Origin of the sequence: Sorangium sp. So ce394 (genome assembly GCF_051474665.1) — a bacterium.
GTDB classification, from domain to species: Bacteria; Myxococcota_A; Polyangia; order Polyangiales; family Polyangiaceae; genus Sorangium; species Sorangium cellulosum_D.
The window spans coordinates 4767724-4783918 of the sequence record NZ_CP150339.1 but is presented as its reverse complement, the minus strand read 5'-3'; the positions used below and the strand labels follow the sequence as shown (position 1 = coordinate 4783918).

At 74.0% G+C, this 16195-nt stretch carries 8 protein-coding genes; 4 read left to right on the top strand and 4 right to left on the bottom strand.

Annotated features, from left to right (window positions below; translation table 11 throughout):
• Window positions 1–38: 38 nt before the first annotated feature.
• Window positions 39–2111, top strand: coding sequence for a bifunctional aldolase/short-chain dehydrogenase (locus WMF33_RS17650; protein ID WP_437338219.1), 2073 nt, complete (start codon window positions 39–41; stop codon window positions 2109–2111).
• Between the two features lie 21 nt (window positions 2112–2132).
• On the opposite strand, the gene WMF33_RS17645 is transcribed toward WMF33_RS17650, so the two are convergent.
• Window positions 2133–3638, bottom strand: a complete 1506-nt coding sequence (locus tag WMF33_RS17645) for an MATE family efflux transporter (protein ID WP_437338218.1) — start codon at window positions 3636–3638, stop codon at window positions 2133–2135.
• 66 nt (window positions 3639–3704) lie between these two features.
• Entirely contained in the window at window positions 3705–6575 is a 2871-nt protein-coding gene (locus WMF33_RS17640) for a serine/threonine-protein kinase (protein ID WP_437338217.1), read from the bottom strand.
• A gap of 278 nt (window positions 6576–6853) precedes the next feature.
• Here WMF33_RS17640 and WMF33_RS17635 point away from each other — a divergent pair, with 278 nt between their 5' ends.
• On the top strand, window positions 6854–7348 hold the full coding sequence (locus WMF33_RS17635) for a hypothetical protein (RefSeq protein ID WP_061622011.1): 495 nt from the start codon (window positions 6854–6856) through the stop codon (window positions 7346–7348).
• Between the two features lie 412 nt (window positions 7349–7760).
• Window positions 7761–9797, top strand: coding sequence for a DsbA family protein (locus WMF33_RS17630; RefSeq protein ID WP_437338216.1), 2037 nt, complete (start codon window positions 7761–7763; stop codon window positions 9795–9797).
• A gap of 114 nt (window positions 9798–9911) precedes the next feature.
• Here WMF33_RS17630 and WMF33_RS17625 read toward each other — a convergent pair whose 3' ends face one another.
• The gene (locus tag WMF33_RS17625; RefSeq protein ID WP_437338215.1) at window positions 9912–14318 is read right to left on the bottom strand and encodes a hypothetical protein; all 4407 of its coding nucleotides are present in this window, start codon (window positions 14316–14318) and stop codon (window positions 9912–9914) included.
• A gap of 124 nt (window positions 14319–14442) precedes the next feature.
• Window positions 14443–15246, bottom strand: coding sequence for a sensor histidine kinase (locus WMF33_RS17620; RefSeq protein WP_437338214.1), 804 nt, complete (start codon window positions 15244–15246; stop codon window positions 14443–14445).
• 319 nt (window positions 15247–15565) lie between these two features.
• Here WMF33_RS17620 and WMF33_RS17615 point away from each other — a divergent pair, with 319 nt between their 5' ends.
• A complete protein-coding gene (locus WMF33_RS17615) occupies window positions 15566–16030 on the top strand; it encodes a response regulator (protein ID WP_061622135.1) in 465 nt (154 codons plus the stop codon).
• The last annotated feature ends 165 nt before the right edge of the window (window positions 16031–16195 follow it).

Here is a 16195-nt window from a genome sequence, read left to right as displayed (position 1 = left end):
CTTCCGGCGCCTCCGCCGCTGGGGTAGGCGGCCGGTCGATGGATCCTCGCCACAGCAAGGACGAAGCCCAGCGCTACCTCGACACCTACGCCGCGTCCTGCGGCGAGGATCTCGCCCTCCGCGTCTACACCTCGCGCCTGCTCGGCGCCGATCCGTCGCTCGTGCTCCACGGCGGCGGGAACACGAGCGTCAAGAGCACGGCCGTCGACCTGCTCGGCGATCGCGTCGACGTGCTCTTCATCAAGGGCAGCGGGTGGGATCTCGCGACGATCGAGCCGCGCGGCTTCCCGGCGTGCCGCCTCGCGCCGCTCAAGCGCGCCTGCGAGCTCGAGGCGATGACCGACGAGCAGATGGTCGCGCTCCTGCGCGGCCAGATGCTGGATCCGTCGAGCCCCACGCCCTCGGTCGAGGCGCTGCTGCACGCGATCATCCCCGCGAAGTTCGTCGATCACACGCACGCGGACGCCGTGCTCTCGGTGATCGATCAGCCCGGCTCGGCCGAGATCGTGCGGGCGATCTACGGGGACGAGGCGCTGTTCGTGCCGTACGTCATGCCCGGGTTCGCGCTCGCCCGCCGCGTCGCCGAGATCGTCCGGGCGCGCCTCGCGCAGGGCGGGCTCCCGCCTTTGATGATCCTCGACAAGCACGGCGTCTTCACGTGGGGCGAGACGGCCGAGGAGAGCTACACGCGCATGATCGACGCCGTGACGCGCGCCGAGCGCTACATCGCCCAGCGCAGCGCGATCGTCTCGCACCCCACGGTCGCGGCGCCGGACCCGGACATCCGGGCCGCCATCGGGCCGGTCGTGCGGGGCGCGCTCGCCCGCGCCTCGGGCCGCCCCTGGGTCTCCACGCTCCGCACGGGCCTGCAGCTCATCGCTTTCTGCGAGCGCGACGACGTCGCCCGGGTCTCGCAGATCGGCTGCGCGACCCCGGACCACGTCATCCGCACCAAGGCGCGGCCGCTCGTCGTGAGCGGCTGCGACGTGACCGACACGGCGCGCCTCCGCGCGGCCGTCGAGCAGGGCATCGCGAAGTACGTGGCCGAGTACCACGAGTACTTCCGCCGCTCCTGCGCGGCGCGAGGCGTCGTCCGCGACGAGCTCGATCCGTTCCCGCGGGTGCTGCTCTTCCCCGGGGTGGGCGCGCTGTGCGTCGGCGGGTCGCACGCCGAGGCGGAGATCGTCGCGGACGTCTACGAGCACACCGTCGCCGTGATCGAGGCCGCCGAGGCGCTCGGCGGGTACCAGCCGGTCCCGGAGCTCGATCTCTTCGACATGGAGTACTGGAGCCTCGAGCAGGCGAAGCTGAAGCTCGGGGCGGGGCAGAGGGGCCCGCTCGATCGGCGGATCGTGCTCGTGACGGGCGCCGCCTCGGGGATCGGCCACGCGACCGCGGCGGCGTTCCTCGCGGCCGGGGCGCACGTGGCGCTGGCCGATCGCGACGAGGAGCCGCTCGAGAAGGCCGCCGCCGAGCTCGGGGCGCGCCACCGCGGCCGCTGCCTGAAGGTCGCCTGCGACGTGCGCAGCGAGGCGAGCGTGAACCGGGCGTTCGCGCAGGCCGCGGCGCACTTCGGCGGCGTCGATGTCGTCGTGTCGAACGCCGGCCGCGCGTTCTCCGGGCCGATCCACACGTCGGAGGGGCACGAGGCGCTGTGCGCCTCGCTCGAGCTGAACCTGCTCGGCCACCAGAACGTCGCCCGCGCCGCGGCGCGGGTGCTCCTCGCCCAGGACTCGGGCGGCGCGCTCCTGTTCAACGCGTCGAAGAGCGCGTTCAACCAGGGGGCCGACTTCGGCCCGTACGCCGTCGCCAAGGCGGCGCTCGTCTCGCTCATGCGCCAGTACGCCGTCGACCTCGGCCGCCACGGCGTCCGGGCCAACGCCGTCAACGCCGATCGCATCCGGACCGCGCTGTTCGGCGCGGGCCTGCTGGAGGCGCGCGCCCGCGCCCGCAACGTCTCGGTCGACGACTACTTCCGCGACAACCTGCTCCGGCGCGAGACCACCGCGGCCGACGTGGCGCAGGCCTTCCTGTACCTCGCCACCGCCGAGGCCACGACGGGCTGCGTCGTGACCGTCGACGGCGGGAACGCCGCGGCGTTCCCCCGCTGAGCGCGGGTCAGCGCCCCTGGGTTACGGGGCGCCGGGGCCGCCGCCCGCGCCGAGCGCGGCCTCGTCGGGCGGGCGCTGGGGGTCGAGCCGGATCTTCTTCCAGTCCCCGGAGCGGAACTTCCACACCATCGTCGCGGCGAGGAGGACGACGTAGATGACGCCGGCCCCCCAGATGCCCATCAGGCCGAAGCCGAGCGTGATGCCGAGCAGCCACGCGAGCGGGACGAGGCAGGTGAAGTGGAGGATGAGCTCCACCACCATCACGAACACCGTGTTGCCCGCGCCGAAGAGCGCCTGCGTCAGGATCATGCCGACCGCGACGAGCGGCGTGGCGATGCCCATCACCTGGAGCGGCCGGAGCGCCGCGGCCTGGACGAGCTCGCTGCTGCTGGCGAACGCGAGGATCTGCGGGGCGAAGATCGCCTCGAGCAGGCCCACGACCCCGAAGATCGCGAGCCCCAGCCGGACGCTCACCCAGCCGAAGCGCGCGGCCTTGTCGCCGTCCCGCTCGCCGAGCGACTGCGCCACCAGGGTGGCCGTCGACGTGCCGAAGGCCAGGCAGGCGGTGAACGTGAGCTTCAGGATGCCGACGATCACCGTGGTCGCCGCGCCGTAGACCGGCTCCGCGCGGCCGCCCGGGCAGAGCGGCGAGACCACGCCCGCCGGCGCGACCTGATCGAGCTTGCTGGCGATCGCGTAGAACAGGCCGAAGCCGGTCATGATCGCGACGGTGGCGACGGCGCTCGGGATCGACAGCTTGAGGATGGACCAGGTGAGCGGGGCCGAGAGCTTGCTCGAGACGAACGGCCGGTAGACGCTCCGGTACTGCGGCAGGAGCGCGTACGCGAGCATGATCGCGAGGCCGACGTAGGTCGAGATGAAGCCCGCCATGCCCGCCCCGGCGATGCCGTACTTCGGGATGCCGAGCGAGGCGTTGCCGAAGATGAGCAGGAGGCAGAGCACGATGTTCAGCGCGTTCATCGCGACGGCCGAGACGAGGTGGATGTGCGTCTTGCCGATCCCGTCGAAGAACGCCTTCAGGGCGAACGTCGCCGCCATCGACGTCACCCCGAGCAGGCGCCAGCCGAGGTAGTCGAGCGCCGCCTGCCGCGCGTCCGGCACCTTGATGATGACCGACAGGATGTACGGCATCGTCAGGTACCCGAGCGCGGAGAACGCGACGCCGGCGACGAGCGCGAAGAACAGGGCGTTCGCGAGGACCGCGCCCGCGTCCTCGGGGCGCCGCTCGGCGAAGCGGCGCGCGGTGAACGCCTGCGTGCCGACCGAGATCGCGCTGAGCGAGCCGCCGAACAGCCAGAGCACGATCAGCGACGGCAGGAGCGCCGCTTGCGCGTTCGACGACTCGGGGCACGGCAGGTGCGCGAAGAAGACGATGTCGACCTCGTTGACGATGCTCTGGGTGAGCATCGCCGCCACGGTCGGCAGCGCGAGCCGCAGGATGGCGCGATGGGGTGGGCCCGAGGTAACGGCGTTCGAACCCGGCGCGGACAGGGAAATCTGAGCCATCGCAGGCTGCGCGGTATACAACGCGGCAGCGTGCGCGCGAGAGAAATGCGCCGCGTGCGGCGCAGCTTACTCGGCCTTGGCGACCCGGGACCGCCGCTTGTGACGGCGCCGCTTCGCCTCGGTGTGATCCTCGTGCCCGTTGCCCTCTTTCTCTGCCGTGTCGGCGTCGCCGCGGGCGGGCGTCGACGCCGCCGGCTCGCGGGCCGAGGACGAGGACGATCGCTCGCGCGCCTTCGTCTCGCGCTTCGCGACCTCGCGCGAGGCGCGATCCGCCGGGCCGCGCGCCGCGGGCTTGTCGGCCTTCGGCGCCGCGCCGCGCGCCGCCACCGCCGGGCTGCGCGGGGCGGCCTCGCTCCTCGCGGGCGGCTTCGCGGCGTCGGCCTTCGCCACGCCGGGCAGCGCGGGCGGCGCGGCCCCGGCGCGGGGCGCGGCCGCGTCGGACGCGGCGGCGGGCAGGGCCGTGAGGGCGCGAGGGGCATCGCTCCCCTGCCCCGCGCCCGGCGCGAGCCCACCGGCCCCAGCGGCGGCGACCGCGGGCGCGCCGGCGGCCTGCGCCGGCGCGGCGGCGGCGAGGGCCTGCGCGGCTGCGACGCTGGGCGGCGCCGCCGCGCCGGTGGAAGGCGCCTCCGCGGCCCCGGACGGCGCCTCCGCGGCCCCGGACGGCGCGCCGGCGGACGGCGCGTCGACGGCCTCGACGCCGGGCGCAGCGGCCTGAGCCGCCTCCCCCGGCGGCGGGGCCGCCTCGCGCCCGACGTCGAGCAGCGCTGCGGCGGCGGGGACGCGCGCCGCGATCTCGCGCCCCTTGCCCACGACGACCGCGCCCGCGAGCGCCATCACGGCGGCCACGGCCGCGAACCCGACCGCGCGGCGCCGGGCGCGCGCGCGCCCGGGCGTGCCGAGCGCCCTCAGGATGGCCTGACGCATCTCAACGGCGCTCTGGAAGCGGACGCTCGGGTGGCGCGCCAGCGCGCGCATCACCAGCTCGTCGACGAACGGCGGGATCTGCCGCGCCGGGGCGCGCTCGCGGAGGCGCTCGGGGCTGCCCTTGATCTTCGCGTCGAGCAGCGCGACGAGGCTCGGCTCGACGAACGGCAGGCGCCCCGTGAGCATCTCGTAGAGGACGCAGCCGAGCGCGTAGAGATCCGCGCGCCCGTCGATGCGCCCCGACGCCGCCTGCTCGGGCGCCATGTACTCGGGCGTCCCCACGATCGCGACCGCGGCCCGGGCCGGCCCCTCCCCCGCGCCGGTCGCGTCCGCGACGCCGTCGCCCTCGCCGCGGTCGTCGGCCAGGCACTTCGCGAGCCCGAAATCGAGCAGCTTCAGGCCGGCCTCGGCGATGGAGGGCGAGGCCTCGGCGCCGCTCGGGCGCGTCAAGAACAGGTTCTCGGGCTTGATGTCCCGGTGCACGAGGCCCTCGGCGTGCGCGAGCTCGAGCGCGCTCAGCACCTTGATCGCCATGGTGAGCGCGTCCCGCCAGTCGATCGCGGCCCCGCGGGCGAGCACGGCGTCGAGCGTCTCGCCCTCGAGCAGGTCCATGCCGCAGAACAGGCGGCCATCCGCGGCCATGCCGAAGTCGTGGACCTTCACGAGGTGCTCGTGGGAGAGGCGCGAGAGGACGCGCGCCTCGCGGCGGAAGCGGTTCGCGACCGCGTCCGCCGCGGAGTGCTCGGCGGAGACGACCTTGAGCGCCACGCGGCGCCCGAGGTCGACGTGCTCCGCCTCGTAGACGGTGCTGCTCGCGCCGGTGCCGATCTCGCGCAGCAGCCGGTAGCGCGTGCCGGGCAGCATGCCCTCGTCGCCGCGCTCGGCCGAGGCCATCGCCTCGGCGCGGGGGCTCACCGGCGTGACGGCCGCGGCGCGGTGCGCCTTCGCGGCGGCGACGAGGGCCGCGAACTCGCCGCGCGAGCGCCCCGGCTCGCCCGGGAAGAGCCGCTGCATCAGGTGCGCGGCCCGCGCGCGCACGCCGCGCTCGCCGCCCGGCAGCGCGGCCGCCGCGCCGAGGAGCGCGGCGAGGCCGCGCGCGGCGGCGCGGCTCGACGGGTACCGGGCATCCCGGTCGAAGGCCGTGAGCCGCGCGATCGCGGCGTCGAGCGACGGCGGCGCCCCCAGCGAGAGGGCGATCGGCGGCGGATCGTTCTGGTTGCGCGCGACCGCGGCCATGTGCGTCTGCGCGTCGCCCTGGAGGAAGCGGCGCCCCGCGCACAGCTCCCAGAGCATGATCCCGAGCGCGTAGAGGTCGACCCGCGCGTCGCCCGGGTCGCCGTTCGCGACCTCCGGCGCGACGTAGCCCGGCTTCGCGAACACGACGCCCGCGACCGTGTGGCAGCGCCGGTTCTGTCCGCGGGCGGTCCCGAAGTCGATGATCTTCACGTCGCCGGAGAAGCCGAGCATCACGTTCTGGGGCGACAGGTCGCGGTGGACGATGCCGAGCGCGGCGCCCGACGGGTCCTTGCGCTCGTGCACGTGGGCGAGCGCCTCGGCGATCATCGTCGCGATCGCGACCGCCTCCGCCCAGTCGAAGCGGTGCCCGAGCTGCACCGCGCGCGCCCGGACCTCGCCGAGGCTCCGGCCCTCGACGTGCTCGACGACCGCGTACGGCTCCCCGGTCGCCGGGTCGACGTCCGCCTCGATGACCTGCGCGACGCCGGAATGCTGGAGCTGCGCCTGCACCCGCGCCTCGTCCAGGAAGCGGGCGATGTAGCTCGGATCCGACGCGTGCTCGCGGCGGATGATCTTCACGACCACGGGGCGCTCGGCCCCCTCGAGGCCGGTCGTGGAGGCGAGGAACACCTCGCCCATGCCTCCCCGAGCGATGCGCCGCAGGAGCACGTAGCGGCCGAGCGGTCGGGGAACATCGTCCGCAGCGAAGCCGCTCTTGTTGGGCTCATGCGAGGGCGGAAGAACCGGGCGGGGCACGGTCGCGGAGGAGTTCGCCATGAACCGAACCTATCGGATGTAGGACAAGGTGGGCCAACTTCGCGCTGGAGCGTCGAAACGGGCCGCGCTCCCGCGGCGCCGCCGCCGGGCCACACCGTTTCGACACAGGGGCTCTCCAGGTTATCCACAGGGTTATCCACACCCTGTCGACAAGTCGCGGCCCCGGGCGATCGTGCTGAGCGGCTGCGGGATCCGTCCAGGGGGCCCAGGAACCACCGCGTTCTCCTGGAGCCCGGGCCATTGCTCTCCTCTCGGGCCTCGGCTACTCCTTGGCAGGGATGTCGCGACACGCCGCCCAGCGCCTGATGACCTTGCTGACGTTCGCGTTGGCGCTGGTCCTGCCGCTGCGAGCGCGCGCCGCGATCGTTCCGGTCTGCGAAGAGGACCGGATGACGATCGTCGCGCCGCCGGACGAGCCGTCGTGCACGGTCCTGACGAGCGTCGACGACGAGACGGGCGAGACGAGGGCCGCGCCCATCTGCGATCCGCGCGGCGCTTCCTCGGTCGCGCCGCCGCGCACGCTGCCGATGACCGACGACCGGATCGACGCGGCCCCTGGATGCGACAGGGGCGATCTCTGGCCGAGGGTCGGGCCGAACTCGGGTCACCCCAGCCCTGTGAGCGAGCTCTCCAGCCCGCCGCAGCAGGCGGTGCTCGTTCCGGAGCTCGTCCTGCCTGCCCCGTGCGCGCCCGTGGAGGCCTTCTCGTTCCTCGCGACCTCCGGCGGGCCGCGCGCCGGCGTGGCGCAGGGCGTCTACCACCCGCCTCGATGAGGCGAGCTCGCCGGCCAGGCCGCCCCCGATCGCGCCGCGTGGTCTCTCGGAGCCCGCTGCGGGCGATTCGCGCCGGTCTTGCCGCGAGATCCGGAGCGTTTGCCGGTCTGACCCGAGCCCGCTAGGCGCTCGTCCGGGCCCACGTCGCGCAGGCTCGCCCTCTCGAGGGCGGCGCGCCTCGCGCGACGGAGGCCGGGCGTTGGCGCCGGCGTGACCGGTCCAGAGCGGTCCCGGCGCTCCGCCGGGGGCTGCTGCCGCGCCGCGCGGCGGCGGCTCCTTCGGCCCAGGGTGGCTCGCCGCCCTGGGAGCTCACGATTGGCGATCTTGTCGCGAGCGCGCACCTGGTGTCGCGCCCGCGTTGAAGGAGGGGCCCGCCTGGCGGCGCTCCACCACCGTTGAGAGAGGAAACATCATGAACAAGGGAACAGCCATCGTCGGCTTTCTTCTCTGCTTCATCGCAGGGATGGGGCTGATGTGGAGTATCGATCGGAGCGCCGGCTCGCGCGGGCATGAGATCTCCGCGGCCGTCGAGGACGGCCAGCCGTGGAGCGACGAGGACGCGGCGGTGCCCGTGTCGTCGAAGGACCCGGTGTGGGGCGCGCGGACGGCGCCGGTGACGATGGTCGTCTTCAGCGACTTCGAGTGTCCGTTCTGCAGCCGGGTCGAGACCACGATCAACCAGCTCAAGGACAAGTACGGTCCCGAGAAGCTGCGCATCGTCTGGAAGAACAACCCGCTGCCGTTCCACAAGAACGCGCGTCCGGCGGCGCTCGCGGCCGAGACCGTGTTCCGCCTCGGCGGCTCGAAGGCGTTCTGGAAGTTCCACGAGCTCGCCTTCCAGAACCAGAAGAGCCTCACGCCCGACAACTTCGAGAAGTGGGCCGGCGAGGCCGGCGTCGACAAGGCGAAGTTCAAGGCGGCGTACGATCGGCAGGAGTACATGGCCAAGATCGACGCCGACATGGCGGTCGGCAAGTCGTCCGGCGTCACCGGCACGCCCGCCTCGATCATCAACGGCGTGTTCCTGAGCGGCGCGCAGCCCGTCGACAAGTTCACCGCCGTGATCGACGAGCAGCTCAAGGCCGCGCAGGCCGCGATCGCCGCGGGGACGAAGCCCGACAAGGTGTACGCCAAGCTCGCCGCGGAGAACAAGGCGAAGGCGCCGCCCCAGAAGGAGCGCGAGCGCCCGCAGGAGGACGACAAGACGGTCTGGAAGGTGCCCGTCGGCGACGCGCCCGCGAAGGGCCCGGCCACCGCGCTGGTCACCATCGTCGAGTGGTCCGACTTCCAGTGCCCCTTCTGCAGCAAGGTCGTCCCGACGATCGACGACATCCTCAAGACCTACGGGGACAAGGTCCGGTTCGTCTGGAAGAACAACCCGCTCCCGTTCCATCAGCGCGCCGAGCCCGCGGCCGAGCTCGCCATGGAGGCCCGCGCTCAGAAGGGCGAGAAGGGCTTCTGGGACGCGTATGATCTGCTCTGGAAGAACCAGCAGAAGCTCAACGACGAGGACCTGCTCGGCTACGCCAAGGAGCTCGGGCTCGACGTCGAGAAGGTGAAGGCCGCGATCGCCACCAAGAAGCACGGCGCGGGCATCGCCGCCGATCAGGAGCTCGCGGACGACCTGCAGGCGTCCGGGACCCCGCACTTCTTCATCAACGGCCGCCGGCTCGTCGGCGCGCAGCCGATCGACAAGTTCAAGACGATCATCGACGAGGAGATCAAGAAGGCCGAGGGGCTCCTCGCGAAGGGCGTCGCCGCCAAGGACCTCTACGCCGAGATCATCAAGGACGGCAAGGAGCCGCCGCCGCCGGAGCGCAAGGAGATCGCCGCGCCGCCGCCGAACAGCCCGTGGAAGGGCGGCGAGCGCGCGAAGGTCGTGATGCAGGTCTTCTCGGACTTCGAGTGCCCGTTCTGCAAGCGCGTCGAGGACACGGTCGCGCAGATCTCGAAGACCTACGGCGACAAGCTGAAGATCGTGTGGCGCCACCGCCCGCTGCCGATGCACAAGAACGCGCCGCTCGCGTCCGAGGCCGCGCAGGAGGCCTACGCGCAGAAGGGCAACGCCGGGTTCTGGGCGTACCACGAGGTGCTCTTCAAGAACCAGGGTCAGCCGGACGCCTTCTCGCGCGCTTCGCTCGAGAAGTACGCCGAGGAGCAGGGCCTCGACATGACGAAGTTCAAGAAGGCCCTCGACGCGAACACCCACAAGGCGTTCGTGGACTCCGAGAACTCCGTGGCGGACAAGGCGGGCATCAGCGGGACGCCGGCGTTCGTCGTGAACGGCTACTTCATCAGCGGCGCGCAGCCGTTCTCGAAGTTCAAGAAGCTGATCGACAAGGCCCTGAAGGAGGCCGGCGAGACCGCGCCCGCCGCGGCCAAGGCCGACGTCGTGAAGAGGCCGGCGCCCGCCGTGCAGCCGGCCGCCGCCCCCGCCGCCCCCAAGTGAACCGCCCGAGCGCGGTCTGATCTCCCGCCGAACCTGACCCACCTGCCCGAGGGGCGGCTCCCGACGACCGGATGAGCCGCCCGCCTCCCTGCCCTGCGCGGGCCCGGCGAGGCGTCAGCCCGTGGTGCGGAACCGCGAGCGCCCCTCGGAGATCCACCACGCGCGGTAGCGCTCCTGGGCGGCCTCCCGCTCCTGTCGCGGCAGGTCCTCGTAGTAGCCGAAGTACTCCCGGGTGATGCCCTTCAGCTCGTCGATGGCGGCGCGGCGGATGGCGGGCCTCTCGTGCGTGAGCGCGTCGATGATCCACTCGATGCGATGGCGCTCGCCGTTCCTCGACCACCACGCCATCCACTTGCGCGCGTCGCGGCCGAGATCCTCCCGCGTGATGGCGGTCAGCGCGCGGACCGCCGCCTCGACGATCGCGTCGTGCGGATCGGAGAGCGCGCTGATGAGCGCCGGCACGCTGGAGCCGGAGCGGATCTCGGACATGGTGTCGATGGCGCTCAGCCGCCGCGCGGGCGACTCCTCGCGGTCGCGCGCGATGTGATCGAGCCCCTGCAGGATCGGGCCGCCCGCGGGCGGCGCCGCGATCAACAAGGCGGCCGATCGGACCGCGATGCGCCGGACGGCGATGTTGTCGTCGAAGAGCCGCGGGAGCAGCGCGTTGGCGGCTTCCGGGTACGGCAGCTCGCCGAGCACGTGCGTGGCCCAGAAGCGCACCTCGGGGTCGGGCGAGGCGCTCCGCACGGTCATGAAGGGGAGCGCCGGGCGCCGGATCGCGACGATGAGCTCGAGCAGCGGCCCGCACTGGGAGGCAGGCGGCGCGGCGGCGACGTTCGCGGCGCCGTCCGGGCCGGCGAGCTGCTCGCGGAAGCGCTGGCGATCGACCCGGAGCGGACCGGGGAAGCGCGCCGCGACGATCGAGATCGCCGTCTCTCCGTTGCGCACGAGCTCGGCGAACGCCCGCGGGCCCGCCTCGCCGCCCGCGAGGACGTGCTGCACGAGCGAGCTGTACTCCGCGCGCAGCTCGCTGGCCGGAGAGGTCGAGACCGCGGCGCGCCGCTCGGACGGGGGCCTCGGGTACACCGCGGCGGCCTCGACGGCGACGGGCGTGCGGCGCCAGTGGGGGCGCGCGGCGACCGACGACGGCGCCGGCGCGTGATCCCGCTGCTCCTCGGCGCCGGGCTTGATCGAGCTGTCGAGCATCCACGGTGGCCGGGAGTACCGCTTCGTCCGCGCCTCTTCGGGCTCGCCGAGATCGAAGTCCTCGGGCCGCGCGTGGCTCGGCGCCGCGGGGATCTCGAGGTCGGGGATCTCGTCGATGGCCGGCGGCGAAGGCGGCGCCGTGATGACCGGCGAAGCCGGCGCCGGCACCGCCTGCATGAGCGGCTGGGTGACCGCGGGCATCATCGGCGCCGTCACGGCCGTGCCCGACACGACGTCCGCGCCCGCCTCGAGGCCGAGCCGGATCTGCGGCTCGCTTCCGAGGCCCGGCGCGCGCGGCATCGGGGCCGGCGGGATGGTCGAGCTGAACGCCATCGCGTGCGCGACGCCTTCGTCCGGACGCACGGGCTCGGCCTCCACGCCCGTGCCGCGGAGCCCGAACGCCCGCGCGACGGCATCGATCCCGGATCCCCCGTCCTCCGTGGACCAGCCGCCCTGGGGTCGCGGGCCGTTCGGCTCGACGTCCGCGCCGTCCGCTCGCTGTGGCTCGCCCGCGCCGGGGGGCTCGTGCGCGGCGGGGGGCTCGTGCGCGGCGGGCGGCGAGGATGCGTCGTCGGTCGGCCCGTGCGCCTCCGCGCGGACCATGCTGCTCAGCTCCAGCAGCGCGGCGCGGGTGCGCATGGAGAGCGGGCCCTCCTTGGCCTGCTCGTCGCCGTGCTCGTCGTGCGGCGCGTCGGCCTCGTGCGGCGGCGCGGACGACCGCTGCGGAGACGCCGCGGCCTCGTGCGGCGGCGCGGACGACCGCTGCGGAGACGCCGCGGCCTCGTGCGGCGGCGCGGACGACCGCTGCGGAGACGCCGCGGCCTCGTGCGGCGGCGCGGACGACCGCTGCGGAGACGCCGCGGCCTCGTGCGGCGGCGCGGACGACCGCTGCGGAGACGCCGCGGCCTCGTGCGGCGGCGCGGACGACCGCTGCGGAGACGCCGCGGTATCCTGGGCTCCGCCGCTCCGGTTCAGCTTCTTTCGCAGGATGAGCCGCTCCAGCACCGTCGTTGCGACGCCGGCGAGCGCGATGAGATCGCCGATGCTGGAGAGCTCGACCGAGGCGGCGCCGTCGTCACCGTAGACGAGCGCCACGACGCGGCCGCGCACGACGATCGGGACGACCGCCACCGCGGCCGCGTGGACCTTCCTGCCGAGCTCGCGCTGGAGCTCCGCGTCCGGGGCGCTGCCGGCGAGCGCGGCGACGAGCGGCGCGCGCAGCGCGCGCGCCCTGGCGAGGGCGGTGGGACGCTCGAACGGCACGGCGATCTTGGTGACGCGCTCGCGCTCGGCGCCAGGGCCCGCGGCGTTGCGGCCCTCCGCGCGCTCGCCGTGGACCGTGAACAGGACGGTGTACTCGAAGTACTGCTGCGCGAAGTCGAAGAGGACCGCGAGCACCGCCTCGCTCGAGTCGACCGAGGCGAGCTCCTGCTCGGCCATGGCCAGCGTGAACGGGCCCTTGCGCCGCTGCGCCGTCGGCGCAGACCGGCCCGCCTCGCGCATCGAGCCCTTCGCCGCCGAGATCGCGGGCGCGGGCGCCGCAGGCGCGAGCGCCACGGGCGGGGAGGCCGCAGGAGCAGGCGCCGCCGGTGCGAGCGCAGCGAGCGCGGGCGCCACGGGCGTGGCCTCCGCCGGCGTCGTCGCAGCGGGCCCCACGGGCGCGGAGGCCGCGGGGACGGGCGCCGCTGGCGCAGAGCCGCCGGGCAGGCGCGGGTGCGACGCGGCAGCTTGCGGCACCGTGTCCTGCTGAGCGCGGTGCGCGGCCGACGCCCGCTTCAACCAGCCGGTCAACAGGTGCGTGCCCGGCGCCCGCGACCGCGCGCCGGACGGCGCCGGCGGCGCCACCGGCCTCCCGGGCGGCGCCATCGGCTTCAAGGGCGGCGTCGGCGGCTTCGAGGGCGGCGCCGGCGCTTCCACGGCCGGCGCCCTCGCCTCCGCCGCAGGAGCCGCGGGCACGTCCTCCGCTGCCGCGAACGCCGCGAGGCGCGGCGCGAGCTGCTCGGAGCGCGGCGTCGGCTCTGCCGGCTCCGTCGCGGGCTCTCGCTGCGGCGCGGCCAGGTGGCCGGGACGCGCGGTCTCCTCGCCCGGATCCGCCGCGCCGGCGTCGGGCTTCGCCGGCGCCTCAGGGCCCGCTTGGCCGCGCCGCGGGGCGACCTTGGAGAGGCGCGAGGCCAGCGCCTCTGCCCCAGGCGTGTGCGCCTCGAGGTAGCGGAACGAGGGCAGATCGATCGGGTACTCGGCGACGACGGTCGGCTCGTCGTCCAGCTCGTGGAGCGGCGGCTTCCTCGGCGTGGGGACGGCCTCGTTGAGCGAGACCTCCGCGATGACGGTGTCCTCGTCATGGATCGAGGTCAGCGCCTCGACCGTCGGGGCATCGTCGATGCTCGATCGCCTTTGCTGCGCTTCCGCCGCCTCCTCGCGAGCGATCGAGGACGGCGCCTCGACGGTCGGGGCGTCGTCGATGCTCGACCGCTTCTTCTGCCGCGCTTCCGCGGTCTCCTCGCGCGGATGGATGCCCTCGGGCAACGTCGCGTCGGCGTCGACGTCGGCAGGCGCCGCCGCATCGACGTCCGCAGGCGCGACGGCGTCGGCTCCCGCGGGCGACGCCGCGTCGGCCTCTGCGGCCGGAGCCGCCCCTGCCGCCGCGAGCGGAGGCGCGTCGACCGGCGCAGGCGCGACCGGGTCGGCTCCTGCCGGCGGGGCCGCGCCCGCGCCGGCGGCCGGCGCCGGCGGCGGAGCCGCTTCCGGCGGGAGCGCGGCGACGGCTGCGGAGGCGGGCTCGACCGGCTCTGCCGGGCTCGGCTCGGCGCGCGCGTCGAGCTGCTTCACGAGCCGCGACAGGCGCCGCTCGAGGGCGGCGCCGTAGTGCTCCGCGAGCGCCTGACGGATGCGCACCAGCGGCGCGGCGAGCTGCCGCAGGTTGACCCCCAGCGAGAAGCTCAGCTGCTCCGCCACGGCCGGCGCGAGCGGCTCGGCCGTCGCGATCACCAGCGTCGGCTCCGGCTGCGAGGCTCCCGCCGCCGCGATGTCGACGCCCGTGCGCACGTCGAGCGGGAACACGCGGTGCTGGACCGCGAGCTCAGCCGGGATGGTCCGGAGCACGTCGGGCGACGCGGGCCGGAGCCGGCCCACGGCGGGCGGGAGCCCGAGGCTCTCCGCGAGCAACGCGGTGAGCTCGCGCTCGCTCACCGCGCCCAGCTCCAGCACGTTCGTGGCGAGGTCGCCGCCGTGGAGCACTTGGCGGGCGATCGCCTCCTCGACCACCCGCATCGAGGTAACCCCATGCTGCACGAGGAGAGAGCTCAGCGTCGGCATCGAGGCGCATTCATCGTTGTGCGGTGGAAGTTGGAGCACGCTCGCGACGTGCGGCCCGGTTCATCCTAGACGAAGTCTCTATCGGACACGATCCGCGTTGGAGCCCTCGGAAGGGTCTCCTCCGTCACCGGCCGCTCGCCGCGTCGCAGCGACCTCCCGTCTCCGGCAACCTGGTAGGAGGATCCCGCCCAACGCCGCCGAGGAAGCAGGTGAAGCGCAGCCCGGTCGCGGAGAGGTCCGCGGCCGATGCCGGCGCGCCGCCGTCCGCGCGCTCGGACGAGGGCTCCACGGTCAGCCCGCCCCCGTGCGCGCCGAGGATGCCGTGCGCGATCGCGAGGCCGAGGCCGAGCCGCTCGCGGCGGCGCGGCGCGACCGGGTCGGCGGGGATCGCCGCCCGCTCGCCGAACGGCTCGAGCAGCCGGGCGAGCGGCTCCGGCGGGACGGGGCCCGCCTCGTCGACGACGGTCACCACCGGCGCGCCGTCGGCGATCGAGACGCGGACCTGCACCGGCCGATCGCGCGATCGCAGGATGGCGAAGCCGAGCACGTATTCCAGCGCCACCCGGAGGAGCTCCGGATCGCCCTCCACGGTCGCGGCCCCATCGGGCCCGGCCTCGAACGAGATCTGCACGCCGCGCGCGGCGGCCATCGCCTCGAGCTGCACCGCGGCGCGCCGGACGAGCTCGGCCGCGTCGCAGCGGGCGATCGACATCGGTCGGCTCGCGTCCGCGCGGAGCCAGATGGAGTTGTCGAACTCGTCGAGCAGCCGCTTCAGCCGCTCGCCGGCGCCGCGCACGCGCTCCAGCATGTCGCGCGGCGCCGGCCCGAGGTCCTTCTGGTAACGCAGCAGGTAGTGCACCCCCGCCAGCATGGTCGCCAGCTCGCCGCGTAGATCGTGGCCCACCCGCGCGAAAAACTCGTCATCCATCCACATAGACGCCTGCTCCGAATATGCAGCAGCGCGGACCTCGAGCATCAGACGAGCAAGCCAACTGTCGTCGGGACCGCCCCGAAACAGCCGTCGCCAGGCGCTGAGGGCGAACCGCGCAGAGCCCCCATCTGCGCTGGACAGTTGATGGTTGCGGATAAGCGACCTGGGCACAAGGTGTACCCGGGGCTCAGGCTTCGCCTCCACCAACGCAGGGGGACCTTCCAGGAACGCCGGCGGGGAGGTCGTGGCCCTGATGCCCCACATCGAAGCCCGAGCACCTGGGGAGCGCCGTCAGCCGAGCCGCGAGCGGGGGAGCATGTCCGAGGCAGAGCGCAGAGAGTCCGCCGAGCAACACGACGAGGAGGGCGACGAGGATACCCTCGTGGTCGAGCGACGCCGGCGGGTCCTCATCGTGGACGATGATCCCGATTTCCTCGTCATGGCGGAGGCGGCGCTCGCCGCGCACGGCTTCCTGGTCGAGCGGGCGGCGGGTGGGCTGCGCGGCGTGTTCCTCGCCACACAGGACGTGCCGGATGTGATCCTGTGCGACCTGAGGATGCCCGGCATCGACGGGTTCGTCGTCGCCGAGGCGCTGCGCGCCGACCCGGCGACCCAGCACGTCGCCATCTTCGCGTGCACCGGCCGCCGCGATCTCGAGGCCCGCGCCGCCCTCAACGCCTCGGCCTTCGACGGCGTGCTCGTCAAGCCAGTCGACTGGGATAGCGCCGCTCGTTTGCTCCACGAGATCATCGGCGTCCGCCGGCCCTACGGGCCTACCTAGGGCACGTAAGGAACAACCTTAGATCCCTTCAGGCGAGGTGCAGGGCGACCCCTGCGCGGGAGGGGAAATGCCCGGCATCTGGCCGGCAATAAGGTATACAAACATCGCGTGACCCGAGCGGATCGCCCCCCTACATCGCCTGCGTGAGAGACCGGCCGCACGCTG